Source organism: Streptomyces sp. NBC_00386, assembly GCF_036063235.1.
Classification (GTDB): Bacteria; Actinomycetota; Actinomycetes; order Streptomycetales; family Streptomycetaceae; genus Streptomyces.
Map to the genome: position 1 here is coordinate 9,546,419 of NZ_CP107950.1, position 26,595 is coordinate 9,573,013.

Annotated in this window: 24 protein-coding genes and 1 tRNA gene; 17 read left to right on the forward strand and 8 right to left on the reverse strand. The window is 70.7% G+C overall.

All coding sequences use genetic code 11. The annotated features are described in order from the left end of the window. Window positions 1–7: 7 nt before the first annotated feature. From OG780_RS41735 to OG780_RS41750, 4 genes are all read left to right on the forward strand, one after another. Entirely contained in the window at window positions 8–1,267 is a 1,260-nt protein-coding gene (locus tag OG780_RS41735) for a cysteine synthase (protein WP_328458739.1), read from the forward strand. Next, on the forward strand, window positions 1,264–3,867 hold the full coding sequence (locus OG780_RS41740) for an ATP-grasp domain-containing protein (protein ID WP_328457257.1): 2,604 nt from the start codon (window positions 1,264–1,266) through the stop codon (window positions 3,865–3,867). Before OG780_RS41735 ends, OG780_RS41740 begins: the two co-directional genes overlap by 4 nt. Window positions 3,868–3,875: 8 nt before the next feature. After that, a complete protein-coding gene (locus OG780_RS41745; RefSeq protein WP_328457259.1) occupies window positions 3,876–5,141 on the forward strand; it encodes an MFS transporter in 1,266 nt (421 codons plus the stop codon). Between the two features lie 62 nt (window positions 5,142–5,203). After that, window positions 5,204–5,656: a cupin domain-containing protein gene (locus OG780_RS41750; protein ID WP_067238279.1), complete on the forward strand. Its 453-nt coding sequence runs from the start codon at window positions 5,204–5,206 to the stop codon at window positions 5,654–5,656. 72 nt (window positions 5,657–5,728) lie between these two features. Here OG780_RS41750 and OG780_RS41755 read toward each other — a convergent pair whose 3' ends face one another. The 4 genes from OG780_RS41755 to OG780_RS41770 form a co-directional block, all read right to left on the reverse strand. Beyond that, window positions 5,729–6,277, reverse strand: coding sequence for a nucleoside deaminase (locus tag OG780_RS41755; RefSeq protein ID WP_328457279.1), 549 nt, complete (start codon window positions 6,275–6,277; stop codon window positions 5,729–5,731). A gap of 27 nt (window positions 6,278–6,304) precedes the next feature. Continuing rightward, on the reverse strand, window positions 6,305–7,141 hold the full coding sequence (locus tag OG780_RS41760; protein WP_328457281.1) for an LLM class flavin-dependent oxidoreductase: 837 nt from the start codon (window positions 7,139–7,141) through the stop codon (window positions 6,305–6,307). An 86-nt stretch (window positions 7,142–7,227) separates the two neighbouring features. Beyond that, window positions 7,228–8,385 (reverse strand): MFS transporter, encoded by a 1,158-nt coding sequence (locus OG780_RS41765; protein WP_328457283.1) that lies wholly within the window; start codon window positions 8,383–8,385, stop codon window positions 7,228–7,230. A gap of 346 nt (window positions 8,386–8,731) precedes the next feature. Further along, complete coding sequence (locus OG780_RS41770; protein ID WP_328457285.1) at window positions 8,732–9,124, reverse strand: hypothetical protein; 393 nt, start codon at window positions 9,122–9,124, stop codon at window positions 8,732–8,734. Between the two features lie 275 nt (window positions 9,125–9,399). Between OG780_RS41770 and OG780_RS41775 the strand changes: the two genes are divergently transcribed. From OG780_RS41775 to OG780_RS41820, 10 genes are all read left to right on the forward strand, one after another. Further along, a tRNA-Arg gene (locus OG780_RS41775) sits at window positions 9,400–9,475 on the forward strand. A 108-nt stretch (window positions 9,476–9,583) separates the two neighbouring features. Next, window positions 9,584–10,717, forward strand: a complete 1,134-nt coding sequence (locus OG780_RS41780; RefSeq protein ID WP_328457287.1) for a gala protein — start codon at window positions 9,584–9,586, stop codon at window positions 10,715–10,717. Further along, window positions 10,714–12,603: an ankyrin repeat domain-containing protein gene (locus OG780_RS41785; protein WP_328457289.1), complete on the forward strand. Its 1,890-nt coding sequence runs from the start codon at window positions 10,714–10,716 to the stop codon at window positions 12,601–12,603. The genes OG780_RS41780 and OG780_RS41785 overlap by 4 nt, the downstream gene beginning before the upstream one ends. Further along, on the forward strand, window positions 12,600–13,811 hold the full coding sequence (locus tag OG780_RS41790; RefSeq protein WP_328457291.1) for an AAA family ATPase: 1,212 nt from the start codon (window positions 12,600–12,602) through the stop codon (window positions 13,809–13,811). Before OG780_RS41785 ends, OG780_RS41790 begins: the two co-directional genes overlap by 4 nt. Window positions 13,812–13,852: 41 nt before the next feature. Next, on the forward strand, window positions 13,853–15,010 hold the full coding sequence (locus tag OG780_RS41795) for a vWA domain-containing protein (protein ID WP_328457293.1): 1,158 nt from the start codon (window positions 13,853–13,855) through the stop codon (window positions 15,008–15,010). A gap of 268 nt (window positions 15,011–15,278) precedes the next feature. Further along, window positions 15,279–16,328: a hypothetical protein gene (locus OG780_RS41800; RefSeq protein ID WP_328457295.1), complete on the forward strand. Its 1,050-nt coding sequence runs from the start codon at window positions 15,279–15,281 to the stop codon at window positions 16,326–16,328. 448 nt (window positions 16,329–16,776) lie between these two features. Continuing rightward, window positions 16,777–17,508, forward strand: coding sequence for an HAD family hydrolase (locus tag OG780_RS41805; RefSeq protein WP_328457297.1), 732 nt, complete (start codon window positions 16,777–16,779; stop codon window positions 17,506–17,508). A gap of 27 nt (window positions 17,509–17,535) precedes the next feature. After that, on the forward strand, window positions 17,536–18,129 hold the full coding sequence (locus tag OG780_RS41810; RefSeq protein ID WP_328457299.1) for a VOC family protein: 594 nt from the start codon (window positions 17,536–17,538) through the stop codon (window positions 18,127–18,129). A gap of 344 nt (window positions 18,130–18,473) precedes the next feature. After that, window positions 18,474–19,418 carry an RNA polymerase sigma factor SigJ gene (gene sigJ, locus OG780_RS41815; protein ID WP_328457301.1) on the forward strand — a complete coding sequence of 315 codons (945 nt, stop codon included), beginning with the start codon at window positions 18,474–18,476 and terminating at the stop codon, window positions 19,416–19,418. Window positions 19,419–19,530: 112 nt separating this feature from the next. Continuing rightward, window positions 19,531–20,727 carry an NAD(P)/FAD-dependent oxidoreductase gene (locus tag OG780_RS41820; RefSeq protein ID WP_328457303.1) on the forward strand — a complete coding sequence of 399 codons (1,197 nt, stop codon included), beginning with the start codon at window positions 19,531–19,533 and terminating at the stop codon, window positions 20,725–20,727. A gap of 85 nt (window positions 20,728–20,812) precedes the next feature. On the opposite strand, the gene OG780_RS41825 is transcribed toward OG780_RS41820, so the two are convergent. From OG780_RS41825 to OG780_RS41835, 3 genes are all read right to left on the reverse strand, one after another. Further along, window positions 20,813–21,130, reverse strand: coding sequence for a hypothetical protein (locus OG780_RS41825; protein WP_328457305.1), 318 nt, complete (start codon window positions 21,128–21,130; stop codon window positions 20,813–20,815). A gap of 174 nt (window positions 21,131–21,304) precedes the next feature. Next, on the reverse strand, window positions 21,305–21,940 hold the full coding sequence (locus OG780_RS41830) for a TetR/AcrR family transcriptional regulator (protein ID WP_328457307.1): 636 nt from the start codon (window positions 21,938–21,940) through the stop codon (window positions 21,305–21,307). 499 nt (window positions 21,941–22,439) lie between these two features. Further along, on the reverse strand, window positions 22,440–22,838 hold the full coding sequence (locus OG780_RS41835) for a nuclear transport factor 2 family protein (protein WP_328457309.1): 399 nt from the start codon (window positions 22,836–22,838) through the stop codon (window positions 22,440–22,442). 516 nt (window positions 22,839–23,354) lie between these two features. On the opposite strand from OG780_RS41835, the gene OG780_RS41840 reads away from it, so the two are divergent. Continuing rightward, a complete protein-coding gene (locus OG780_RS41840) occupies window positions 23,355–23,783 on the forward strand; it encodes a hypothetical protein (protein ID WP_328457311.1) in 429 nt (142 codons plus the stop codon). Between the two features lie 15 nt (window positions 23,784–23,798). Then, entirely contained in the window at window positions 23,799–24,935 is a 1,137-nt protein-coding gene (locus OG780_RS41845) for an alkaline phosphatase family protein (protein WP_328457313.1), read from the forward strand. 240 nt (window positions 24,936–25,175) lie between these two features. On the opposite strand, the gene OG780_RS41850 is transcribed toward OG780_RS41845, so the two are convergent. Continuing rightward, window positions 25,176–25,769 carry a DUF4291 domain-containing protein gene (locus tag OG780_RS41850; protein WP_328457315.1) on the reverse strand — a complete coding sequence of 198 codons (594 nt, stop codon included), beginning with the start codon at window positions 25,767–25,769 and terminating at the stop codon, window positions 25,176–25,178. Between the two features lie 275 nt (window positions 25,770–26,044). Between OG780_RS41850 and OG780_RS41855 the strand changes: the two genes are divergently transcribed. After that, on the forward strand, window positions 26,045–26,587 hold the full coding sequence (locus tag OG780_RS41855) for a hypothetical protein (RefSeq protein WP_328457317.1): 543 nt from the start codon (window positions 26,045–26,047) through the stop codon (window positions 26,585–26,587). The last annotated feature ends 8 nt before the right edge of the window (window positions 26,588–26,595 follow it).

Sequence of the window (26,595 nt, forward strand, 5' to 3'; positions counted from 1 at the left end):
GGCCCGGGTGCTGCCCGAGCGGCCGGTCGCCGGTGCCGCCATCCGCTACCTCACGGCGGCGCCCGGCCGCGTGGTGTCGGTCAGCGGGCAGGAACGGGCCGCCGCGCTGCCCGGAGTCGAGGAGGTCGTCGTCAAGCCGGAACCGGGCGCCGTGCTGCGGGAGTTGCGCCGCAACGGCGATCGCGCCGGTCATGTCCTCGTGGTGGCCGAAACCGCCCAGCTCGCGGCGCGGACGGCCGAGGCCGCCGTGAAGGAGATCGACATCCGCACGGAGCCGGTCGCCCGGCGGCCTGTCGCACACTCCCTGGTCGACCTGATCGGCCGTACACCGCTGCTCCGGCTGCCGGTGGACCGCATCACGGACGGCGTCCCCGGCGATGCCGAGGTGCTGGCGAAACTGGAACTGTTCAATCCCTGGTCCAGCAGCAAGGACCGGGCCGCACTGTGGATGCTGCGCGGCGCCGAGGAACAAGGGCTGCTCACCCCGGGCAACGGCACCGTGATCGAGGCGACCTCGGGCAACACCGGGATCTCGCTGGCCGCGCTGGCAGCGGCCCGCGGCTACCGCTGTGTCATCGTGCTGCCGGACAACGCCACCCAGGAGCGCGTGGCCATGCTGCGGACGCTGGGCGCCGAAGTGGTGCGGACACCACACACCGGTGGTTACCAGGCCGCGGTGGACAAGGCCGCGGAACTCCACCGGCAGACACCCGGGTCGTGGTTCTGCTGCCAGCACGACAATCCGGACAACACCCGTGCGCACTACGAGTCGACCGGTCCGGAGATCTGGTCCGACACCGACGGGTGGGTCGACGTGTTCGTCTGCGGAGTCGGCACCGGCGGCACGATCAGCGGTGTGGGGCGCTACCTGCGCGAGCGGCACCCCGCCGTCCGGATCGTGGCGGTGGAACCGGCGGGTTCACCTCTGCTGTCCGGCGGCGAGCCCGGTACCCACTCCATTCCGGGGTTCAACGGCGGCTTCATCGCGCCGACCACGGACCGACGCCTGATCGACGAGGTGATCGCGGTCTCCGATCAGGACGCGCTGGACACCACCCGGCGGCTCGCGCTCGACGTGGGCCTCATGGTCGGTGTCTCGGCCGGTGCGGTCGTCCACGCGTCCGGTGTGGTGGCCGGCCGTCCGGAGTACCGGGGCAAGCGCATCGTGACGCTGTTGCCCGACACCGGTGAGCGGTACCTGAGCCTGCTCGGCCGCGAGACCGAGCCGGTACCCGTCGGGGCCGCCGCCGGCGGAGGTGCCCGGTGACAGCGCCCACGCCCGCCGACGACCGGCCGCGCCTGCTGATGGTGATGCCGTACCGCCAGTTCGTGCGGAAGGCACAGGCCGAGGGCTTCTGGGTCGGCGCGATCTGGGACCCACGGCTCGAGTCACCCGAGTACCTCGACGACGTGCGCGAGCTGGCGGACCTGTTCGTGACGGTCGACTTCCGGGACACGGAGCTGCTGCGCCGCACCCTTCGCGAGGTGGCCCGGGAACACCACGCCACGGTGATCTACCACATCGGCAGAGAAGAAACGATGGTCACCGCCTACGAGGTGGCCGAGGACCTGCACGCCGAGGTCAACCCGGCCGCGGCGATCCGCCACCTCGTCGACAAGCACGCGATGCGGGACCTGCTGGCCCGGCGCGGTCTGTCCCCGGTGTCCTTCGAGGCGGCACCGACCCGGCACGAAGTACCGGAGGCGGTGGAGCGGATCGGCTACCCGGCGGTCGTCAAACCGACAGCGCTCGCCGGCAGCCGAGGCGTATTCCTCTGGCAGGACGCCGAGGACCGGTCGGCATGGAGCGCGCTCGTCGACCAGTACGGCTACGAGGGCCCCTTCCTGGTCGAGGAATACCTGCGGGGTCCCGAATACAGCGTCGAGACGCTGAGCAAGGACGGCCGGCACCTGGTCGTCGGCGTCACCGAGAAGGTACTGGGTCCGCCGCCGCTGTTCGTGGAGGTGGGACACGTCCATCCGGCGCCCCTGCCCGAGGACCGTCGGCGCACCATCGAGGATCTCACCACGGAGTTCCTCACGGCGTGCGGGTACCGGTTCGGCCCCGCGCACACCGAGGTGATCTGGACCCCGCACGGCCCGCGCATCGTCGAGTCACAGGCCCGGCTCGGCGGTGACCGGATACCGCGGCTCGTCGAGCTGGCCACCGGACTGGACATCGAACAGGCGATCTTCACCGGCCTCGCGGGCACGGCGGCCGAGCCGGTCGCGTCGCAGGCGACGGCGATCGTACGGTTCTTCACCTTCCCGCCCGGCCGCGTCGGTGAGATCCGCGGCCTGGAGGCAGCCGCGGAGCTCGGTCACGTCGACGAGCTGATTATCAGGCTGCGCCCCGGCGACACCGTGGCGGCGGTCCGCGACTCGAAGAGCAGGCACGGGCACGTCATCGTCTCCGGCCCCACTCCCGAGGAGGCCAGGGCCCGCTGCGAGCAGGTGCTCTCCGCGATCGAAGTCGTCATCGACGAAACGCCCGTACGGGCTGACGGCCGGGCCGGTACGCCCGTACGGGCACCGTCGGTCACGAGTCCCCCCACCCCGCAGAAAGGCAGTGGCCATGCAGTGGTCCCCAACGACAACCAGGAGGTCGCCATGACCACCGCCCCCACAGACGCGCAGGTGGTGTTCGTCGGCTACAACGCGGCCTACCTGCGCGCGATCGACGGGAAGGTTCCCAGCAGGTCGGTCGTGGTGATCGAGGAACCCGACATCATCCGCAAGCGGGAACTGGGTGACGTCGCGGCCGGTTTCGACTGCCTGGACCGGATCGTGCCGGCGAGCTATCAGCAGTCGACCGAAGCCCTGGACCTGGCCGCCGAGCTGACGGCCGCGCGAACGGTGGCGGCGGTCGTCCCGGGGCTCGAGTACGCGGTGCCGGCGGCGGCCGCGCTGGCCGAGAAGCTCGGGCTGCCGGGCGCGACCGAGGCCGCCGCGCAGGCGTTGCGGGACAAGGTTCGGCTGCGCGAGGTGTCCGGCGCCGGGGGAGTCCGCAATCCGCGCTGGCGCGAGGTGCACGGGCCCGCCGACATCCTCGAGTTCGCCGGCGACGGCCCGGTGGTGGTCAAGCCGGCCAACCGGCAGGCGAGTGTCGGCGTACAGCTCCTGGACGCGGTCGACGCCACCACCGCGGCACAGGCCTGGGAACGGACCTCGTCCGCCGCCGAGTACGAGCAGGTGCCCGACCGGCAACTGGCGTGGCGCTTCCTCGCCGAGGAACGACTGCGGGGTCCCGAGTACAGCGTCGAGGCGCTGGTCCAGCGGGGCGAGATCGTCTTCCAGAACATCACGGCCAAGACCGTGATTCCGGGGCCGTACCCGGTCGAACTCGGCCATCTGCTGCCCGCGCCGCTCGACCAGGACACACAGACCGCGTTCGCCACGGCCATGCGGGCGCTGGTCACCGCGATCGGGTTCGGGACCGGCATCCTGCACGCCGAGTGGATCCTGACCGACTCGGGACCGACGCTGGTCGAATGTGCCGGCAGGTGCCCGGGTGACTACCTCATCGACCTGATCGACCTGGCCTACGACACACGGATCAGGCTGACCCTCATCGACCTGCTGGCAGGCCGTCCGGTCACGCTGCCCCGATCGTCGCAGCGGACCTCGGCGATCCGGTTCCTGGCCGCCGGCCCCGGCACCGTGACCGAGGTCGTGGGCGTGGACACGGCCCGGGCGCTGCCCGGCGTCCAGGTCGTGGAGGTGGACGCCGAACCCGGCCAGGAAGTCCGGCCGTGGGCGTCCTCCTGGGACCGCGCCGGGCACGTCATCGCGACCGGGCCGGACGCGAACACCACGCGGCATCGCGTCCTGGACGCGGAGACCGCCATCCGTATCGCAACCGATTGAGGAAACACATGTCTGTTCTGTGGCAGCGCGTCCGCGGATGGCGCGGATCCATGCCCGGAGGCCCGGTCGGCATCCGGCTGGCCGTGATGGCGATGATCGACGCGGTGGGTACCGGTGCCTTCCTGGCCGTGTCCGTGCCGTTCATCACCAGGTCGGTCGGGCTGTCGGAGGGCAGCCTGGGTCTCGGCCTGACGCTGTCCGCCGCCATCGCCCTGGGCACGGCGATACCGATCGGCATCCTGGCCGACCGGATCGGCCCGAAGAAGGTGCTGGTCGGGGTGAGCCTGTGGCGCTGCGCCTGCTTCGTGGTCTACCCGTTCGTCCAGAACCTGTGGCAGTTCCTGACCGTGGTGTGTCTGCTCGGCCTGGTCGACAAGGCGGCGGCACCGATGGAACAGGCTCTGGTCGGGCAGGCGACGGCGACCGACGACCGGGTCAGGGTGGTCGCCGTCCTGCGGTCGCTGCGCAACGTCGGCTTCACGGTCGGCGCCCTGCTGGGCGGTATCGGGCTCCTGATCGACAGCCGGGCGGGGTACTCCGCGATCCTGCTGGTGAACGCCGCCTCCTTCGCCGTACTCGCGACACTGGCCTCCCGGCTGCCGGTGCTCAGCGCGCCGGCGAAGAGTCTGCGCCGTCGCTTCTCGGTCAGCGTGCTGCGCGACGGATCGTTCCTGTCGTTCACCGGGATCAACGCGGTGCTCACCATGCACATGACCCTGCTCAGCATCGGGATCCCGCTGTGGATCGTCGGGCACACCGCTGTCTCCTCCGCGCTGATCTCGCCGCTGGTCGCGGTCAACACCGTGCTCGCGGTCGCCCTGCAGGTCCGAGCCAGCCGGGACACCGACACCATCGCCGGAGCGGCGCGGGCGCTGGTGCGGGCCGGGATCTGCCTCGCTGTCTGCTGTCTGCTGCTCGTCGCGGCGCCGAAGCTGCCGGTCGTCCTGGCCGTCGGGGTGCTGGTGCTGGCCATGGTCGCGCTGACCGGCGGCGAGTTGTTCCAGTCAGCCGGCGGCTGGGGCGGGTCCTATCTGCTCGCGGTGCCCGGAGAGGAAGGCGTCTACCTCTCGGTCTTCTGGCTGGGCGTGGCGGTACAGCAGATCGCGGCCCCGGTCCTGGTCAGCGTGGTCGTGACGAGTGGCACCACGGGATGGGCAGTGCTGGCCGCGCTGTTCGCCGTCTGCGGCCTGGCGGCGCCGCTCATCGGCCGGTGGGCGCAGGCACAGGCGGACAGCAGAACGCCGGCGGACTCGAGTCTGGCCGAGGCCACGTAACCACCCCCGCACGCCGAACCCGTAGTCGATTCAGCACAGTTGATCACCATCCAAGGAGAGAAATGTCCGTTCCGCTGTATGTTCCCTCGGGCGAAGGCGAGTTCGTCAACATCCGGGACACGAAGAGGACCTACCTCAAGCTCACCACGGCCGACTCCGACGGGGAGTTCGGCTTCTTCGAGCACCACATGGCTCCGGAGGCGAGCGGTGCCAGCCCGCACATCCACAAGCAGTCCACCGAGATGTTCTACGTGGTGAAGGGCGAGATCGAGTTCACCATCGGCGACCGCAAGGTGGTGGGCGAGCCCGGGGCGTTCGCCTACGTACCCAAGGGCGAGCCGCACGGGTTCACGAACAGGGGCAACGAGGACGCCACGCTGCTCATCATGTTCTACCCGATCTACAACCGTGAGGACTACTTCCGCGGCCTGGGGCGCCTCACGGCCAACGGGCGCAACCCCAGCCTGGAGGAACTGCAGGAGCACATGGCGAAGTACGACCAGTTCATGGTCTGATCCACGAACACGTGGGAACGACCGGGGCCTGGCAGCGGATTTCCGCTGCCAGGCCCGGCGTTCGTGCGGCGGTCAGCCGGTCGCGCTGTCCCTGTTACGGAAGCGCCACTGCAAGTCCCGTACCTGCTCGGCGAACTCCGGGACCGGACCCGCCACTTCGAGACCGGGGACGACGTCCTGGATGGACAGCGGACTCAAGGGCGAGGTGATGGCCACGCCCCACTCCGCCTTCCAGTCCCGAGCCTGCTGGGACGAGCTCGCGTACACGATCCGTCCCAGCCCGACCCACCCGTGCGCGGCCGCGCACATCGGGCAGTGCTCACCCGAGGTGTACACGGTCGCCGTGGCTCGTGCCTCGGGGCTCAGGTGGGCCGCGGCCCAGCGGGCGAGTTCGAACTCCGGGTGCGCGGTCGGGTCGCCGGTGGTGGACTCACGGTTGCGCTCCTCGGCCAGGATCTTGCCGTCCGCGTCGACGAGCACGGATCCGAACGGCCAGTCACCGGCCTCCACCGCCTCGGCCGCCAGCTCGACGCAGCGGCGCAGGTAGGGCAGTTCGGCTTCGCCGACGGTGCCGGCGCGGGGGGTACCGCTCTCGGGAAGGTCGCGGTCGTTGAGGGCCACTGTTGCTCCGTTTCTGGAAGGTGTCGGCTATGGCCGGTGGGCGGCCACGGTGGCCAGTGCCTGCCACGCCACTTCGGGCCGCAAGGTCTCGTTCGGATCGCCGTGATAGGGATCGAGCAGCACGGTCTCGGCACCCGCGCGACGCAATTCCTCGATGTCCTCGAGAATTTGCTCGATGGTGCCTTCGCCCGCCCGGCGATCCGGGTGGTCGATCGGTTTCTCCGTGATCCGGAGGAATGTGCGTGGAACCAACTCGGGGACCGGTTCGCCGAGATCGGCTGAAATACTGTTCAGTCGGTTCAGGGCCTCCCTGAACCAGGGCATCGTGAACCGCAGCGGATGCCACGGAGACGCGAAACGTACGGCCCGGCGCATTGCGGCATCGCTGTTTCCGCCGACCCAGATCGGAACCTGTCCGCAGCCGTAATCGGCTTCGTTCTCCCATGCCGCCCGTATGGTCCGCAAGTGTTCGTCGGTGAGAGCGCCGCGTCGCTCGAAGGGGACGCCCAGTGCCTCGAACTCTTCCCGGGCCCACCCGACCCCGACGCCGAGGATCAGCCGGCCGCCGCTGAGTTGGTGCAGGTTGGCCGCCATGCGGGCGACCAGTAAGGGGTGTCGGTAGGGGGCGATGAGGACTGTCGTACCCAGTTTGATCCTGGTCGTAATTCCGGCCAGCCAGGCGAGAGTTGTGACAGGTTCATAAAATGGAGCGGGATATTGTTTGGCGACGTCAGAGGTGATCGCCACATGGTCGGAGAGCATCAACAGGTCGAACCCGAGGCCTTCCACGGTTTTGGCCCAGCGGGCCAGGACATCCGGGTTCGTGCCGGGCCCGAAGTTGGGAACATTCACGCCTATCCGCATGGCCCAACACTAGCAACTGTGCGCCGTGGACGGGTGGTTGGCGCCAAGGCCTTCGAGGATCCGAATGTACGACCAGATGCGGGGTGTCAGGCTTCGCGCGCCGGGTCGCCATTCTTCGAATGCCGCGGGCGTACCGTGAGGAAGTCCACGAGAAGGAATACGGCCAGGACGGCCGCCGTCGCCGGGAAGAGGAGGGACGGGCCGCCCGCGGAGAGCAGGGGGCCGCCCGCGAGCGAGCCGACTCCCGTGCCGCCGTCGAAGGCGACGTTCCAGGCGACCCCGGCGACGCCTAGACCGGCGGGGCTGTCGTCGGCCGCCTCCATGACGAGCACCAGGGTGGCGCTCTGGACGGCTCCGAAGCCCGCTCCGAACAGGGCGGTACCGATCAGCAGCAGTGCCGTCTCGTGAGAGGCCGCACCCGCGGCGGTGCCGAGAGTGGTGACCACGACGGCGGGTACGAGCACCCGGCGGCCACCGTGGCGGTCGATGAGCCACCCGGCGCCGAGCCGGGCGAGCACGGTGGAGGCCTGCGCGGCAAGGAGCGCCTCGGGAGCGGCCGAGGCGGTGAGCGGCAGAAACGTGAAGACGACGCCGTAGGCGGTGGTGGAGGCGACCTCCACGAACAAGGGGCCTGTCATGGGACGCAGCGATCGCCAAGTCCCACGCAGGGTCCATGAGCGGCCGGACCTCGGTCCTGCCCGGTGGGCCGGCTCCGTTCCACGGGGAAGGCCGAACGAGCCGGCCACGACCAGCGCGGCCGTGCCCGCAGCCAGGGCGAAGGCGAGCCCGTACGCCTCCTGACGGGCCAGGGCGATGCCCAGGGGAGCCCCCAGGACTCCGGCGACTCCGACCACCGCGCCGTACCAGCCGATGGCCCGCCCGCGTCTGCCGGGCGGGAACAACTCGGCGGTGAAGGTGACGCCGGCGACGACGAAGACGCCGAAACCCAGCCCGCGTACCGCCACGAGGCCGGCCAGCGTGGACATCGTCGTGGCGGCGGGCAGCAACAGGCAGGGCAGCGCGAGCAGTACACCACTGAGGGCGAGGGAGTACCGGCGTCCGAGCCGGGCGAAGAGCCGCGGCGTGAACGGCTGGACGGCCAGGGTGGCCGCCATCAGGGTGGCGGTGAGTACTCCGGCCCCCGACGGTCCGGCGCCGGACCGGACGGCGTACGCGGGCATCGCGGAGAGCGTCACGTTGAAGCTGGCGAAGCCGCCGAACGCGGCGATCAGGGTACCGGCCACCGATGCCCGCCTCCGCCCGGCGGTCGGCGCCCCGGATCGGTCGGTCGACGAGGCCGGGGCCGTGGACGGGTCCGCGGGCGTGATCACCGCGATCCGGCCATGAGCGTGAACCGGGTGTGCGTCCGGGCCGGGTAGGGGTCGCGGAAGGCGTGCGTGGTCTTCTCGGGCACATCGACGAAGGTACCCGCGGAGTCCGCCAAGACGGCCGTGCGGATGCAAGTACCCGCCTCGGCCACCGCGGAGTCCCGCCAGGACGGCCGTGCGATCGAGCCGGCCGGCATGTTGGGCGACGACCGAGTCAACCCAGCCCCTCGGACCGGCGACCACGTGAGGCCTCGGGCACCCGTCAGTTCGGCGTCGCGTCCTGACAGCTCTCCGAAACCTCCATCACCTCGAAGACCACCGGGAAATCGGTGATCTGCTGGTTCGGGCCCGGCTGGGAGCCGCAGATCTTCCACGCGGCCGGATCGTCCACCGAACGACCCCGTCCGCTCGCGTCCTTGAACGTCATGTCGAGTTCGGAGCCCATCTGCTCGAACGCGCGCCCGGCATTGCCGCCGATGACATCGGGCATGACGGCGCTGACGGGCTGGGGGAGTGCCGAACCGCGCGTGTTGACGGCGGCCGGGCCGGCCGCCTGGCCCGACGATGCGTCCGGCCCGGAGGACGCTCCGCAGGCGGTGGCCGATGCCAGGAGAGCGGCGGCGAGGGCGGGTCTCAGAATCCTGGCGACGGTCATGTCATGTTCCCCCGGCTCGACGGCAGTTCCGACAGTATCCAGTCCGGAGAGCGCGTCCGGATCGTAGGCCCGGCCATCGGAACGGCCGGGACCGGCTTCTCGCGCCGAGCGGAGAAAGGCGCAGATCGGAGAAGCGCGCCGAGCGGAGAAGCGCGCAGCGAAGATCCGTAAAGCCGTCCGGAGTGCCCAACAAACCCCCCGACCGGGCCGTCCGGTCCCCGATGTGCCCAACTGGGTCCGAACGCGGACGCGATTGTGGTTATGATCATCGCGGCAAGGCTGTAGCGCAGAGGTCGTCGCGCCCAAGCATCGAGCTGGAGGACGTCGGTTCGAATCCGGCCGGCCTTGCCACCCTTGTCGTGGAAGAAGTCGATTGGCGTCGGTTCACCCTGGCGGGCGGAGGGCGATGGATGCCGCCCTCGGCGCGCCGGGCACCGGCAATGGACCGGTGGAGTGGTGATGACGCAGCCGACACCCGTACGCTGCCCCGCGATCGAGCACCCCGACATCCCGATCAGCGAACCCGCCGCTCTGGAGCCGTTGCTGGCCCGACTGCGGTCCGCCCTGCCGGTCGAGGCCGACGAGGCGTTCCCGCTCGGCACCGTGCGCGCGGACGGACGTGTCGACCTGTGCAAGCAGGGACTCGGAGCGGGCGGCGCCGCCCGGCTGATGCCCGTGGCCGCGGCCTCCCCGCACGCCGCGCACATCCTGCTCGGCACCAACGCCATCGGCGACGAGGGAGCCCGCACGGTCGCCGACGCACTCGCCGACGGCCATGGCCTGCACACGCTCTACCTCGGCTGCAACCGCATCGGCCCCGACGGCGTCACCGCGCTCACCGACGCGCTGACGACGGACGCCACCGTCCACGCCCTGTGGCTCAAGCGCAACCCGGTGGGCGACCACGGCGCCCGGGCCCTCGCCGCGATGCTCCGCAACAACACCACGCTGCGCACCCTCGACCTGGTCAACACCGGTCTGACCACCGACGGTCTGCGAGCCCTGTGCGAGACCCTCACCAACCGGCCCACCCCGGTGGAACGACTCTTCCTCGGCGGCAACGGGCTGACCGCCGACGCCGCCCCGCTCCTGGCGGCGCTGATCCGTGAAGCGGGCGTGCGCGAGCTGTACCTCCCCGCGAACCACCTCGGGGACGAGGGTGCCGCGATCCTCGCCGCGGCCGCCGATCCCGCGCGGCCCGTACGCCTCGGTCTGGGCGGCAACGGCATCGGCCCCACCGGTGCCCGGGCCCTCGCCGACTCCCTCGGCGGCATCGAGGCGCTCGACCTGGGCCGGCCGATGTCGGAACGCAGCCTCGGCGCCCCGGCCAACACCACCGGTGACGAAGGCGCCCACGCGCTGGCCGCCGCCCTGCCCGGCAGCCCGCTGCGCCGGCTCGAGTTGTGCCACACCGGTCTGACCGGACGGGGCGCGAAGACCTTGCTGGCGGCCGTTCCCGACAACACGCCCCTGGAGTACGTCGGCCTGGGACCCGGCCTGCCCCGCAAGGTGAAGCGGTCCTTCACCCGGCGCCTGCGCCCCGTCGGCGGGGCGCACCCCGACCTGCGCGCGATAGGGAGCGTCTACCGTTGAGCTCTCGTGGCGAACTCCGCTGCTTCCCCGCGGACGAGGCGTCGAGCCGGCGCCGGATCCGCCGGTACGCCGTGCCCCGCTGGATGATCGAACGCGCGACCGCGTCCCGGCTGGCAGGTGACTGGCGCGGAGCCTGCGCGGCGGCCAACGTCGACGTCACCTTCGAGCTGTCCGAGGTGGCCGACCACTGCGGCGACGACGTCGCCACGGCCCTGGAGGACGACCTCCGTCACTTCGCCCCCGACCTGCTGCGCTGGCATCTGCCGCGCCTGCTCGGCGGGCGGACCACGCTCGCCACGGACCGGACGGTCGTCCTGGCGCGCTACCGCCCGAAGACGGCCGACGAGAACCGCCTGACCACGCCGTACCTGCACATCACCACGCCCGCGATGGTCGAGGGACCACAGCGGATCGCCCTGCGGTTCAGCACGGTCGAGAACGAGTCGGCCGCGGGAGTCTTCGGGCCGGGCACCGAGGACTGGCGGTCCGCGCGGCACCTGTGGGACACGCGGCACACCGCCGAACTGCTCGAACGCTGCGGCGGCGGTACGGACCGGCCGCCGTTCTTCCACGCCGACGCCACCCCGCGCGGCACGGACGAACTGCCCCCGGCCGATCCCGGCGCGGGGGACCCGGCGGCGCGGGCCGAGTGGGCCGCGCTGCTGTACCAGAAGGGCGAGACACAGGCCGCCCTCGCCGCCGCCGGCATCGAGGCGGACCTGACCCGCCCGCAGAACTCGCGCCGGTTGGTCGCCCTCGAGGAGCTCCTGGGCGGGATCGCACTCGAGCACACCCGCCTGGAGCCGGAGATCCGCCGGCAGATCGCCGAGGGTGTCGGCGACCGCTTCGTCATCGCCGCGCACTGGCGGACCCACATCCTGCTGGAGCCCGCGGAGTCCGGCGGACTGCTGATGCGAGCCGTCGACCGGGAGGAGGTCAAGGGCCGTCCCATACTCGCCGAGGCCCTGTGGCGCAGGCTCCCCGACCTCGACCTCATGCGCGCCCGTGGCATCGCGGCGGAGCAACTTCATCCGCTCGTCCGCGAGGCGCTGTTCCCCGCCCTCCCCGTCCCGGCAGCGCAGGCCGGCCCGCCGGGCCCGACGCTCCCCGAACCGGTGCGGATCAGGTGCCGCGGGGAATGGCACGAGGTGGCCTTCCGCTCCGGCGGCCTGATGGCCATGCCGCACAGCGACGCGGAACAACAGCGCGAGCGTGCCCTGCGCGCCTTCGGTGGTGCCGTCGCCGGATGCTTCGCCGTGGAGCAGACGTGGACCTCCGGCGAGGGCCGCCTGCCGAAGGCGCTGCGGGCCCAGCGCAACGAACTGTTCCTGCGCGTCCAGCACGGTGACACCCCCGGCGTGCTGGAACTTCTCGACACCGGTGTCGACCCGCGCGTACGGGACCCCAAAGGTCGCACCCTGCTGCACCTGCTGAACCTCCTCGACCACGAGCCGCTCCTGCCACGGCTGCTGGCGGAGGGACTCGACCTTGAGGCCCGCGACCAGCGGGAACGCACACCGCTGTACGTGGCGGTCAACGACCTCGGTTCGAAGGCGCTGGTGGAGGCGCTCGTCGCCGCCGGGGCACGGCTCGACGCGGTCGACGAGTCCGATCTGTCGCTGGCCCAGATCGTCCGCCGCTACAAGCGGCACGACCTGGCCTTCCTCCAGAAGCGCGTCCAGGCGGAGCACCCCGGTATAGGCGCCGAGTGGTGGGACGAATGGATGGAGGAGCAGGCGGAGGCCTACGACGACGAGCCCGACGAGTCCGACCACGATTTCGAGTCCTATGACGAGCCCGCCGATGAGTTCGGCGACGAGCCTGCCGACGAACCCGGTGACGAGTCCGTCGACGAGCCCGGCGACGAGGAGAGGCTGCCCCTTTGAGTACCGACGTGACCGCCCCCACCGCGCCGTCCGGCCCGCTGGCGGCCGCGGACGATCTCAACCGCAGGCTGCGTACGCACCGCACCGAAGCCGCCACGAACCCTCAACTCGAGGCGCTCACGCTCGCCGTGACGGCCAATCAGCCCGTGCTGCTGTGGGGAGAACCCGGAATCGGCAAGTCGGCGGCGCTGGAACAGCTCGCCGCCGGGCTCGACCTGCCGCTGGAGACGGTCATCGCCAGCGTGCACGAACCCTCCGACTTCGCCGGACTGCCCATCGTCGGTGACGACCCGGCCACGACCGGCGTCCCGATGGCCCCGCCGGACTGGGCGGTCCGCCTCGCGCGAGCCGGACAGGGTCTGCTCTTCTTCGACGAACTCTCCTCCGCGCCGCCCGCCGTGCAGGCGGCCCTGCTGCGCGTGGTGCTCGAACGACGGGTGGGCAGCCTGGTCCTGCCGGAGGCGGTACGCATCGTCGCCGCCGCCAACCCGCCCTCCAGCGCGGCCGACGGCTGGCATCTCAGCCCACCCCTCGCCAACCGGTTCGTCCACCTCGAATGGACCCACGACCCCCGGACCGTCGCCCGCGGCATGGCCGGCACCTGGCCGGAGGTGACCGTGCCCGTCGTCGGCGCCACCAAGGTGCCCGGCGCCGTCGCCCGGGCCCGCGGCGCGATCTCCGGCTTCCTGACGGCCAGGCCCGGCCTGGTCCACCACATCCCCGGCGACGCCGAGAGCCGCGGCCGGTCCTGGCCGTCCCCTCGGACCTGGGAGATGGCGCTCAAGCTGCTCGCCACCGCGTACGCGGCCAGCGCCGGCCGAGAGGCCCTGGCCGCCGCGCTGACCGGTGCCGTCGGGGACGGCGCGGGCCTCGAGCTGCTGTCCTACCTCGAACACCTCGACCTGCCCGACCCCGACCGCGTCCTCGCCGACCCGGACGCCTTCGCCCTGCCCGAACGCGGCGACCGGCAACTGGCGTTCCTCATCGCGGTGGTCGCCGCCATCCAGAGCGACCTCACCCGGCCCCGGTGGGAGGCAGGCTGGACCGTGCTGGCGAAGGCCGTGGACGCGGGCGTACCGGACGTGGCCGCCCGGGCCGCCACCGACCTCGCGATGATGCGGCAGCTCGACTGGCCCGTACCGCCCGGCATCGACGGGTTCCTGGACCTGCTGCAGATGTCGGGGGCGCTGCCCGGCGGCGGCCGGTGAGGGGCGCGGGTACCACGGAGGACTCCAGCGGGGCCCTGGACATGACCAAACTGCTCGCCGCCCGCTACCGGGCGGCGAGCGACCGGCCGTATCTGGCGGCCGCGTTGTACTCCCTGACCGTGGTGCCGAGCACGCAGGTGCCCACGATGGGCGTGGACCGGCACTGGCGCTGCTACGTGTCGCCTGCCTTCGTCGAGGCGACAGCGGTGCCCGAGCTCGCGGGCGTGTGGGTGCACGAGGTGGCGCACCTGCTGCGCGACCACCACGGCCGGGCGGACCGGCTCCCCGCCGCCGCCCAGCGCGACTGGCACCGCGTCAACGTCGCCCAGGACTGCGAGATCAACGACGATCTGCTCGCCGACGGTCTCCGGCTGCCCGAGGGGCGCATGGAACCCCGCCTGTTCGGCCTTCCCGAGGGCCGGCTGTTCGAGGTGTATGTCGACCGGCTGCCGCCGCAGGTGCGTACGCCGGACTGCGGATCGGGCGCCCACGGCCGGCCCGGGCCCTGGGAGCTGCCGGGAGATGCCGGGTCGGCACGGATCGGGGAGATCGAGGCACAGGCACTGCGGCGGCAGACCGCCGACGCGATGCGCGCCCACCAGCGCACTCGCGGCACCCTGCCCGGGGGCTGGCAACGCTGGGCCGAGCAGATCCTGGAACCCACGGTGGACTGGCGGCAGGCGCTGTCCGGCGCGGTCCGGGAAGCCGCGGCCTGGGCGGGCGGAGCCGTCGACTACACCTATCGCCGCCCTTCGCGCCGCACCCCGGCCCTGCGCGGCGTCGTCCTCCCGAGTCTGCGCCGCCCGCTGCCGAGGGTGGCCGTGGTCATCGACACCTCCGGTTCGATGGGCGACGCCGAACTGGCCGCCGCCCTCGCGGAGGTGACGGGTGTGCTGCGTGAGGTGGGTGTACGGGGCAACCGCGTGACCGTCCTGGCGTGCGACGCCGATGTGCAGGCCGTGTCCCGGGTGGCGGCCACCGAGCAGATCACCCTGGGCGGCGGTGGCGGCACGGACATGCGCGTCGGCATCGAGGCGGCGCTCGCGACGCCGGACCGTCCGAACATCGTCGTGGTCCTCACCGACGGCTTCACCCCCTGGCCCGACGGGAATCCGCCCTGCCGGGTCATAGCGGCCCTGATCGGCTCCACGGCACCGCAGCCCCCGAGCTGGGTGGAGACGGTACGGATTCCCACCTGACCCCACGAGCCCGGTGCACGCCCTACCGGTTGAGGTCGCTGACCGGTCGATCCCAGGTCAAGGGGAGGGCGACCTCGACCTTGGGGCCAGGTCGCAGCTGTCGGTGGTCCCCACCGCGCCGGGGGCCGTGGTCGGTCGTCTCGGCGGACTCCACAATCGTGCGCGCTCATCCTTCTCTGGTCCGCCTGCTGGCTCAGGGAAGCTGTGGGGTGTCAGCTGACATGGATCGGTACGCCCGTTGTCAGACGCTGCTGGCAGCATCACCGCTGTGAACGCCATCTTTACGACCCCACCGCGGCCGTTCGACATCACCGCGCTCTTTCCTCAACTGGCCCCACTGGCGCGCACGGCGACCCGGCTGCACCCGCGGCCGGGGGCCCCGACCGTGCACGATAGCTCCGTCGGCGGCCCGCTCCTGTGGCCCGCCGACGAGCCGTGGCCGTACTGCGACGAGCCGCACGACAGTCGCGTGACGAGAGTGGTCCACTCACCGGACGACATCCGGCTCCACCGCCGTGTCTGCGCCGCATCGGCCGAACGGTTGCACCTCGACCCTCAGGCGCCCCAGTGGACCCCCGAGGAACGGGAGACCTTGGAGCGGATCAGCGCGGGCCGCCCGTGGTTCGACGGCCCGATCCCCCTCTTCCCCGTCGCCCAGCTCTACGCCCGAGACATCCCCTTCCCCCGCCCGCCCGACGCGGACCTCCTCCAGGTCCTGTGGTGCCCCTTCGACCACGCGGAACACGCCCACCCGAAGACCGCGCTCTTCTGGCGCTCCTCCGCCACCGTCACCGACGTCCTCGACGCACCGCCCGAGCCGCCGATCATCCAGTCCGCGTACTACCTCCCGGAGCCGTGCCTGTTCTCACCGGAGCAGGTCACCGAATTCCCCCACCCCAGGGAGCTGGACAAGGAGCTTCGGGACCAGCTGGACGACATGAGCCGCTGGGAGACGATCGACCGTGCGCTGTACAGCAGTTACGCGGACGACCCGCAGGAGCTCTACCTGACCAACCTCTCCACCGCCCCCGGCTGGAAGACCGGCGGCTGGAGCAGCTGGCCCCGCACCGACCCCGTGCCCCGCCCCTGCCCCGAGTGCGGCACCGAGCAGGTCCCGCTCCTCACCATCGCCTCCTCGGAATGGGACGGCGGCAGCGAGACCTGGATCGCCGAGGAGGAACGGACGAACCCGGCCCCGCCTCCCCTGGGCGCCCAGGACGGCAACTTCACCTTGATCGACATCATCGGCGACTACGACCTCCAACTCCACGTCTGCCCGGCATCCCCGGACCATCCGCACATCGAACTGATGCCGTGAGTCATGCGGAAGTCCTCCGCGCCGACGCGTACGCCACTATCGGTACCGCGGTCGACTCTCCAGTCAGCAGCCTTGGCCAACCACCAGATGATCCAGACGGGCCCCAGGACTGGCCCGCGAGGGCCAGGTCGCCGACCGGTTCAGCAAGGCCATAGGCCACTTGGGCAGCCCGACGTGCGACGTTCGCCTGGGCGGCATCTATGCCCTGGAACGCCTGGCGAAGGCGTACCCAGCCGATCAACCCCATATCGCCTATCTGCTGGGCGCCTTCGTCCGCGACCGTGCTGCCTGGCCCGCGGGCCTGCCGAACGGGCCGGAGCGCCCCACGTCCGTCGTGGACACGCAACTGCCCTGGCTCAGCAGCCGTCACCCCGATGTGCGAACGGCCTTGCCGGCCCGGCCAGAACACGCTGTGATCCGGCCGAGCGCCTGATGACATGATCGACGCGTGATCAGTGAACCCGGCCGTCCCGGTGCGGCGAGGTATGTCCTGTTCGATGTCGATGGCACGTTGATCGATGCCGTGGAGAACCAGCGCCTGGTCTGGCGAACATGGGCAGAGCGTTATGGGCTCGACCCCGACGAGGTTCACCGAGTGGCGCTGCGGACGAGACCCATGGAGACCTTCGCGCGGGTCGCGTCGGACAAGGACCCCCGAGAGTGCCTGGCCGTGCTCCATGAACTGGAGGACGAGGACGTTCGCTCCGGCACCTATGCGGCCTTCGACGGCGCCGTGGAGTTGCTGAGTGCTTTGAGGCCCGGGGCCTGGGCGTTGGTGACCTCGAACTACGAGCACCGGGTACGTGGGCGCTTCGCGCGGACGGGTCTGCCGGTGCCTGAGGTCTTGGTGGACGCGGCCGCCGTGGAGGAAGGGAAACCGTCGCCGGTGCCGTATCTGCAGGCCGCCGCGCGACTCGGCGCCAGACCGGAGGAATGCCTGGTCATCGAGGACGCCCCCTCCGGGGTGCAGTCCGGCCTGCGTGCCGGGATGACGGTGTGGGGCGTCAACACCGCCGACGCGGAGAACGGCGTGCACCGTCACTTCGACAGCCTGCGCGATGCGGTCGCCGACATCCTCGCCTTCGCGTCGGGCCTCCCACCTCACCGGCCCGAGGGTGCGGACACCTCGCCGCGCTCCAGCCCGTGGCGGCCGACAGCGGCGGAGACAATGGGGAGCTGAGGGACTCGACGGCTTGGGGGAAACAGGTTGCTGACGGGGATCGTGATCGACGCGCTGGATGTCGCGCGCATGGACCGCTTCTGGCTGGACGCTACGCAGGGTCGGACGGGCGGCCTGCGACTGCGCTTCGTGCCGACCGTGATCCCGAAGGCGTCGCCCAAGAACCGACTCCACCTCGACCTGGCCGGGGGACCCGACTGGGAAGCCGAGGTGGCACGCCTGGTCGCACTCGGTGCGACGCGGGTCGACATCGGCCAGGGAGACGTCCCGTGGGACGTGCTGGCCGATCCGGAGGGCAACGAGTTCTGCGTGCTGCGTCCTGGCCACCCCGGTGTGCTCGCCGACTCCGGCCTCGTCGCGGTCTGCCTCGACGTCGCCGAGGAAGACCGCTTCGCGCAGTCGGCCTTCTGGCAGTCCCTGGCCGACTGGCACGCGGTCGAGCACCACGACTGGGGTGTCCGGCTGCGCCGGAGGTCCTCCAGCACGGTCTCGCTGGTGATGGGACCGCCCGCGGCGCCGAAGGCGGGAAGGAACAGGCTGCGCCTGGAGGTCACCCGATCCGACAGGGAACCAGGCGAGTTCCTCGACGCCGCCGGCAACGAGTTCCACGTCACGAACTGACCGGCCCGTGCTACCTGCCACTGCGTGACACGCGTGCAGGGGCACCTTTCCTACCCGCACGGGTGAACGCCGCGACCACCCTGCGGAACGAGAGCCGTCATGCTGAGCGCTCAAGCCGGCGCACACGCCCGATATCGCGGTAGGCGGCCCCGTTGTCCTCACGATCAGCGACTGCGCCGACCGCGGTGGCGGTCAGGCCGGAGCGCTTGTTCTCGGGTGCGGTGCAGGGCCCGCCCCGGTCGTCCGGCGTCGGCTCGGTCTGCCAACGAGCCCGTAGACCTCCGTCGTTGTCAGGCGGAGGGCCGCCCTGTCGATCCGGCGCGGAGGCGCCTAAGATCGCGGGCATGGCCCTGAGCATGAGTGACGTGGACCGATTCGAGGCCGCCAGGCCCCGGCTGGAGGCCATCGCCTACCGGCTGCTCGGCTCGTCGGGCGAGGCGGAGGACGCCGTACAGGATACGTTCCTGCGCTGGCAGGCGGCCGACGTCGGCCGGATCGAGGTGCCCGAGGCCTGGCTGACCAAGGTCCTCACCAACCTCTGCCTCAACCAGCTGACTTCGGCCCGCGCGCGGCGCGAGACGTACGTGGGACGGTGGCTCCCCGAGCCGCTGCTCGCCGGGGACACGATGCTCGGCCCCGCCGCCACCGCCGAGCAGCGCGAGTCCGTGTCGTACGCCGTCCTCGTCCTGCTGGAGCGCCTGTCGCCCAAGGAGCGGGCGGTGTACGTCCTGCGGGAGGCCTTCGACTACCCGCACCGGGAGATCGCCGAGATCCTGGACATCACCGAGGCCGCCGGCCAGCAGATCTACCACCGGGCCAAGAAGCACGTCGCCGAGGGCAAGGCGCGCACCGAGGTCGACGAGGACGCCGCACGGCGGATCGTCGAGGAGTTCCTGGCGGCGGCGACCAGCGGCCGCACCGACCCCCTCATCCGCCTGCTCACCCAGGACGCCGTCTCGGTCGGTGACGGCGGCGGCAAGATCCCGGCACGCGCGAAGGCGTTCGAGGGCGCGCACGCGGTCGCCACCTTCCTGCGCGGTCTCTTCAAGCCCAGCGACGCCAAGCGGAAGTACATCGGCGGCGCGCCCGACATGTACGCCACAACCGCCAACGGCGGGCCCGCGATCGTCGCCGTCGTGGACGGCAGGGTCGTCGGGATCACCTGCCTGGAGGTCACCGCGGACGGCATCGTGGCCGTCCGGAGTCAGGTCAACCCCGACAAACTCGTCCGCGCGACCCGGCAGTGGGCCGCCACGGACCACGGGGAGGGACCGCTCTACACGCTCTGACGTGATGTGGCGCAGGTCACATTCCGATCCTGTCAGGAAACGCCGGGCTGCCCGGTTCAAGGGGCGACACCACGCCGGACAACGGCGGACCCGCCCAGACAGGAGCACGGACATGCAGCACCGCATCGTCGTCCTCGGAGCCGGCTACACCGGAGCCACCGCCGCCGGCCGCCTCGCCAAGAGGCTGCACCGCGAGGACGTCACCATCACCCTCGTCAACCCGGAGCCCGACTTCGTCGAGCGTGTCCGGATGCACCAGGTCGCCACGGGCCAGGACCTCAAGCCGCGGCCGTTCAGCGAGATGTTCGCCGGCACGGGTGTGGAGCTGGAGCTGGCGAAGGTCACCGCTGTGGACGCCGACCGCAGGACGGTCTCCGTCACCGGCGCCGACGGCCCGGCCGAGCTCGCCTACGACACCCTGGTCTACGCCCTCGGGAGCGGCTGGAACGACGGAGACGTCCCCGGCACCGCCGTACACGCCGACGAGCTGGCCAGCCGCCCCGGCGCCCGCCGCCTCCGCGACCGCCTCGCCGCGCTGGACGCCGGCATGCACGTGGCCGTCGTGGGCGGCGGCCTGACCGGCCTGGAGGCCGCGACCGAGATCGCCGAGGCCCGCCCGGAACTCAACGTCTCCCTGGCCGCGCACGGCGCCCTCGGCGACTGGCTCTCGGAGAAGGGCCGCGCTCACCTGCGGAAGGTGACCGACCGGCTCGGCATCGAGGTTCACGAGCACGCGGCGGTCACCGCCGTGACGGCGGACGGCGTGACGACCGCCGACGGACGGACCGTCCCCGCCGCAGTCACGGTCTGGACCACCGGCTTCGCCGTTCACCCGATCGCCCGGGCCACCACCCTGGAGGTCACCGACCGCGGCCAGATCGTGGTCGACAGCACGATGCGCTCGGTCTCCCACTCCGATGTCTACGCCGTCGGCGACGCCGCGATGGCCATCGGCCCCCAGGACAAGCCCCTCCGCATGTCCTGCGCCTCGGGCGTCCCCATGGCCTGGCAGGCCGCCGACGCCATCGCGGCCCGCCTCACCGGCACCAAGATCCCCCAGGTCTCCATCCGCTACTTCCAGCAGTGCGTCTCCCTCGGCCGCAGGGAGGGCCTGATCCAGTTCGTCACCGCCGACGACCGAGCGGTCGACCGCGCCCTGACGGGCCGTGTGGCCGCCCTCTACAAGGAGCTGATCTGCAAGGGCGCGGCCTGGGGCGTCGCCAACCCGACGGTGGGCATGCCGTCCCGGCGCCGGCGAGTCGTACGGCAGGAGACCCAGGACCTGGCCCCCGCGGAGGCGACCGCCTGACCCCGCCCCGGCCGAACCGACCGAAGCCCCGGGCCGGACACCCGGGGCTCGGACGGCGGGGGCTCCGCTCCCGCCCCCGGCTGTCTCACGCCTTGGGGAGTTCCCCGCGCTCGGTGATCAGCCGCATCCACCCCTCAAGGGTGGTCACGAACTCACCGAGGTCGGATGTGATGTGGGAGGCGTGCTCATGATCCCAGTCAGGGTCGAGGACGACGATGCGGAAGCCGCAGCCCTGGTACCACCCGGCGTCGATGTTGATCTCCCTGGCCTGCAGGCCACCCCTCGACGCCGCCTCCTGCGCCGTCAGCCACGGCGGTCGGGCGGTACGTGCCCAATACAGGTCCTCGGAGTCGCTGACCTCGACTCTGTCAAGGTAAGTATTCCCAGGCCCGGTTGAGCTCAATGGCGTGGAGTGGATCGGACCGGAGGCCGCAGGGGCTTCCCGGCCCGACGGCGGCTCTGCGGTGCTGTCGAGCAGGTGGTGTTGTCGGTCAGGTGGTGGGCTGCTGTCGTGAACCGGGCGGTGACGTGGTCCCGGCCTCCGCGTGTCTGCCCCCAACGGATGCCCGCACGCGGGTCAGTTCCGCTCCGGTACACCAAGGACCGCGCACACGGTCCGCGCTATGTGTTGCGGGGTCGCTCCCGGGTCGTGGGCGGGCAGCAGCATGTGGCTGAGGGTGAGGCGTACGGCCAGATCGGCGGCCGCGCTGCGACGGTCCTCCGCGGTGTGCGGGACTGTTTCGCCGAGCCACGCGCAGAGCAGTCGCCGGGTGCTGGAGAAGACGGGCTCGGGTCTGCTGGTCAGGAAGGGCAGCAGGGCATCGGTGCCCCCGCGCGTGGCGGTCAGTACGGCGCCGATGAACGGGTTGACCGCTGCCTGTTCCAGGGCGTGGGCCACAGCCGCCTCCAGCGCCGGGGCAAGGCGACCGCGATGGGCGTCCAGTATCGCGGTGAGGCCGATGAGGAACGCGTCCGTCTCGTGCTCCACCAGGGCACGGCCGATCCCCGCCCGGTCGCCGAATTCCTTGTAGATCGACGGGCGTGATACGTCGGCCCGCAGGGCAAGGTCAGCCACCCGGACACGGTCCCAGCCGTCTTCGGCGGCCAGCGATTTTGCCTCGGTGATGACCCGCTCGCGCATCTGCCTGCGCCAGGCCACACGGGGTGGATCCGGCCGGGAATGCGGAGTCGTGGAGGCGTGGCCGTCAGACATGGCCGCAGTGTGCCATGACCGGCACGGGGTGCACGCGGCGCTGTGACGGTGGTACGCACGGGACGTCGTACTGCGGCGTCACTCGGGACGCCTGGCCGCCGTCGCTCGGTGTCGCTTCGGCCCGTATTCCTTCCGACCACCTCAGGGCATTGACGTTGCGTCCGTACAGGGACGGCGCGAACTGCCCTTTTCCACGCGCTTCCGCCGGTCCCGCCCGGGAGTCGGCGGAAGCGCGCTTGGCGACGAGCGTGTCACCCTCCACGCGGTTCGACAAAGGGGGCTCGGTGTAAACGTTCTGATGAGTCGTCAAGTGAAAAGGTGCTACTTCATCACGCACGCGTGCCTGGTTGGTCTGCACGGTGGGGAGGCCATGCCACGAGCCGGTGACGCCGAGGCCCGCCGGCCACCAGCACCGACCGGCGCCACCGGGTCCGGCACAAGGCCCGAGGGGGCGTCATCGACCCATGCCGGTGAGTCGCTGCGAGACCTGTGTCGGGGGTCAGGGCTCGTCATACCAGGCGACCGCCGCGATCCGCCAGCCCTGTGAGGTGCGGACGAACTGGATGGTCTTCGCACCCACTCCCTCGAACCGCCGGCCGTCCAAGATCCCGGACTTGCGGTACTTACTGAACCGCGAAGCGATGTCGCCCGCGATCTCTGTCCGTTCGGAGGTCTCCCACTCGGAGAACTCGACCAGGCGGCCGTCGGCCAGCAGTTGCCGGCGGGGCTCGATGAACTCGTCCACGGTGTAGACGGTGAACTCCGGGCCGGTCTTGACGATCACACCGCCCGGGAGAACCAGTCGGCTGATCCGGTCCACGTCGGCAGCCTTGCCGTCCCGGTTGTCGAAGGCACCGAAGAACTCTGCGGTCACTGCGTCTATATCGGTCTTGGACATGGCGCGACGGTAACGCGAAAGCGGGCCGGACACCGCCTGCCTCTGTGCCGACTGTGAAACCGTCGCACCACGGGGTCGGGCCCGGCAGGATCGAATGGTGGCCTGGGAGGGCCGTTTCCGGTGGTGTGGCAGAGGGATCGGATGACATGGATCATCATGCCGCGTTCGCAGACTCATACCCGTTTCTGACGGCGAGGGCTTACAGTGCGGCGCCGCCATGTCAGCCTGCGTCGAGGAGCAGGGGCCCCGCGTGCGGTTGTGCCGGGACGGAGGCACGCTGGAAGTCGGGGGCGGCACGGTGGAAGGAACCTTGCGGCCCCTTGCCCCTTGAGTACGGCTTGCCTGCGCGCCCGGAGTCCCGAGCGCAATTCCGCGCCGTTCGGTGCGGGATGCCACGCGTCCAAGACGTCCTGCAGTTTCACGCCGGGATCAGGGGCCCGCGGGCGGCCTTCGGGTGCCTCTGGCAGCGCGTGTGCGGTGGCAGAGCCGGCCTGTCGAGATGAATGAGGTCACCCCATGGTGAGTCGGAGCAAGGACCATGCGCTCGATCACGTGGTGGTGGTCGTGTTCGAGAACCGGTCGTTGGACAATGTACTCGGCCGCCTGTACGGGCCGCAGGACGGCAAGACGTTCGAGGGCGTGGCCGGCAGGGACCTCACGAACCCGATCCCGGAGTGGGCCGAGCACGGCGCCGACCGCAAGGTGGTGCCGTACACCGTGGCCACCGACATGGACAGCCCCAACCCGGACACCGGCGAGGAGTACCCGCACACCAACACCCAGCTCTTCAACATCCTCGACGAGCACAACCGCTTCAAGATCCGCGACGAGGTCACGGCCCCCTACAACGCCCCCGAGCCCGGCCGCACGCCCACGATGGACGGCTTCGTCACCGACTACATCAGCACCCTGACCGCGGAGCTGGGCCGCCAGCCCACCTACTAGGAGTACGCGCAGGTGATGACCGGGTTCACCCCGGAACAGATCCCCGTGCTGAGCGGGCTGGCGCGCGCCTTCGGCGTGTTCGACCACTGGTTCAGCGAAGTGCCCTCGCAGACCCTGACCAACCGGTCGTTCTGGACCGCTGCAACGGCGTCGGGGTTCGTGGTGAACTCGCCGGTCCAGAACTGGGTCCTGCACAACGACGCCGAGACGATCTTCAACCGGCTTGAGCAGCACGGCCGGACCTGGAAGGTGTACATCGCCGAGCCGGACCGGTTCTCCATGACCGGTCTGATCCACTACCCGCGGCTCAAGGACCGCTTCGAGACGCACTTCGTGCCGTTCTCGCAGTTCGAGGCCGACGCCGCCACCGGGGACCTGCCCGACTTCTCCTTCATCGAGCCGTGCCTGGTACTCGGACACGGCGACTACCACCCCGCGGTCTCGCGCGCCCTGGGCCAAGGCGTCGTGATCCCCGGCGTGGACCCGCCGTCCTCGATCCTGGGCGGCGAGGCGTTCCTGGCCCGGATCTACAACGCCTACAAGGCGATGCAGAGCGCGGAGGGGTCCAACGTATGGAACACGGCCCTGCTGATCGGCTGGGACGAACCCGGCGGCACCTACGACCACGTCCCGCCCGGCCCCGTGCCGCCACCCGACCCGTCCGCCCCGGCCGGCCAGCTCGGGTTCACGTTCGACCGATCTGGCTACCGGGTCCCGGCCATCGTGGTCTCCCCGTGGGTGGCCGAGGGCGAGGTATTCAACGAGGAGCACCGCCACACCTCGCTCATCGCCACTCTGCGCGAGCGCTGGGATCTGGGCGAGCCGTTCACCGCACGCGACGCCGCCGCCCGGACCTTCACCCACGCCTTCACCCTCGACACCCCCCGCGACCCGGCCACCTGGCCGGTGGCTGACCCACGCCCGGTGCCCCAGTACGTCGAGGACGCCCTGATCATCGGCAAGAGCCTGTCCACCCTCGGCAAAGCCGCCTTCGAAGGCATCCGCGGATTCGCCGACCAGCAGGGCATCCGGATCGCCGGTCTGCCCGACGACCCGAACGCGGATGTCCCCCCGGAGCAGGCCCTGCAGATCATCCGCGACTTCCTTGCCATTCACTTCCCCCGGCTGGCGCCACCGACAACCTCAGAGTGATTCGCTCATTGGAAGACGTCGCGAGGGACGAACCCGAGTGGCGCCGATCCTCGCGGCAAGGACGCGAGAGGCAGTCGCAAGAGACTACTTTCGCGAAGGTGTTGTGCGGACGCTCAGTCCATCCCGATACAAGCTAAAGGTCTGTGAACGCGCCTTGCCATGAGTCATCAAACAGCGTTCACAGACCTTTACCGCCCTGCGACCCATGGGTCGTGTCGGCGGTTGTGCCCGGATCGCCGGTCAGGGACACAGGTGGGCCAGGAGTTCCGTACCAGCCGGGTATTCCTGCTCTTGGGGCAGCAGTTGGGCGGCCGAATCCAGTGCGCGGTCCCTGACGAGTGCGTGGATCTCGTGGGCGAGCGGGGTCACGTCGCTGATGGAGACGATCCACTCGTTCGCGTACCGCGACGACGCCTCACCCGAGAGCCCCAGTTGCAGCGAGCGGTGCGGCAGGGGATGCAGGTGCAGATCGCGTTCGGGATCCCACTGGACGCGGGTCGGCGCGCGCTTGAGGTCGCGCTGCCAGGCGCTGCGATCGGGATGCAGTCCGCGGACGTAGTGCGACAGGCAGGCATGGCGCAGGGCCCAGTCGAAGCCGTCGCGAGTTATCTCGACGGCGAGGACGGTCTCCTGCCCCTCCTTCATGCCCCAGCCGGAGCGGTACATCATCCACATGAAACTGGGTTTAATCCATGTCATGCGGTCGGGCTTCCACGCGGCGGGGAAACGGCCGTCGCGGGCGGCGGGGCCGCCGATCTCCGGGCGGTACGCCTGATAGACGGTGATCGTGGAGTCCGTGTGGGCCGCGCGGATCTGACGTTGCGATTCTTCCATGGCGTACAGCGTGGGCCCGGTCAGCTCAGGTGACCACCGATTTTCGACTCGTTGCTCGATCTGACGGCGCACGCCAGCCGCAGGCGGCGGGCAGTTATCCGTGCGGACCAAGTGGCGGCCGGCGCATGGAGCAACATCTCGGCAATGCCGCACGCGAGGCACCGGCGTGATCGCAGGCGGCGGACGTCAGAGAGCCGAGCATCGCAGGCCCTCACACTGCCGAAGCCGATAGGACGCCCCGGCCGAACCCGATTGCGGCATATTCTTTACCCCATGTGAGAGTGGGGCACATGGGTAACTCGCGGGCGTATCCCGTCTTCCGCACCAGCGATGCCGTCGAAGCGTGGACGCAGGCACTGCGCCTGACAGCTCTGCTGGAGGAGCACGACGACGAGGTGATCCTGATGGCCGACATGCTGACTGTCGAGGACACGCGACGGATGGCGGCGGTGCTTCCCGATGCCGAGTTCTGCTACGTCCACCCCCGGAGGGACCCCGTGACACATGACTACACGGAGTTCAACCTGGCGATCACCACCGCGGAGGAGCAGTTCGTGCGAGCTGTCGGGAAGGGAAAGGGAATGGCCTCGATCGGTCGGGGTGGCAGATGGCCGGACGATGCCGAGGCCGAGCGGCCCGGCGCCGCCAATTACGACGGCGTCGAAGTCGTCTTCAACGGCGACGATGTCCACTTGTCTCAGCCGGCCGACCACCACACTGTCTTCGTCCACGTGGACAACTGGGGTGATCTTTCACGGGCGGAGAAACTCGCCGCACACCTCGACAGCACCGTACTGGGAGACGCCCAGGTCGGCTGATGAGGGGC

Coding starts and splice junctions, on each gene's coding strand:
- OG780_RS41745 (WP_328457259.1), top strand. CDS start 3,876: ATGTCTGTTCTGTGGCAGCGCGTCCGCGGATGGCGCGGATCCATGCCC.
- OG780_RS41750 (WP_067238279.1), top strand. CDS start 5,204: ATGTCCGTTCCGCTGTATGTTCCCTCGGGCGAAGGCGAGTTCGTCAAC.
- OG780_RS41760 (WP_328457281.1), bottom strand. CDS start 7,141: ATGCGGATAGGCGTGAATGTTCCCAACTTCGGGCCCGGCACGAACCCG.
- OG780_RS41770 (WP_328457285.1), bottom strand. CDS start 9,124: ATGACCGTCGCCAGGATTCTGAGACCCGCCCTCGCCGCCGCTCTCCTG.
- OG780_RS41780 (WP_328457287.1), top strand. CDS start 9,584: ATGACGCAGCCGACACCCGTACGCTGCCCCGCGATCGAGCACCCCGAC.
- OG780_RS41795 (WP_328457293.1), top strand. CDS start 13,853: ATGACCAAACTGCTCGCCGCCCGCTACCGGGCGGCGAGCGACCGGCCG.
- sigJ (WP_328457301.1), top strand. CDS start 18,474: ATGGCCCTGAGCATGAGTGACGTGGACCGATTCGAGGCCGCCAGGCCC.
- OG780_RS41820 (WP_328457303.1), top strand. CDS start 19,531: ATGCAGCACCGCATCGTCGTCCTCGGAGCCGGCTACACCGGAGCCACC.
- OG780_RS41830 (WP_328457307.1), bottom strand. CDS start 21,940: ATGTCTGACGGCCACGCCTCCACGACTCCGCATTCCCGGCCGGATCCA.
- OG780_RS41835 (WP_328457309.1), bottom strand. CDS start 22,838: ATGTCCAAGACCGATATAGACGCAGTGACCGCAGAGTTCTTCGGTGCC.
- OG780_RS41840 (WP_328457311.1), top strand. CDS start 23,355: ATGGTGAGTCGGAGCAAGGACCATGCGCTCGATCACGTGGTGGTGGTC.
- OG780_RS41845 (WP_328457313.1), top strand. CDS start 23,799: ATGACCGGGTTCACCCCGGAACAGATCCCCGTGCTGAGCGGGCTGGCG.
- OG780_RS41850 (WP_328457315.1), bottom strand. CDS start 25,769: ATGGAAGAATCGCAACGTCAGATCCGCGCGGCCCACACGGACTCCACG.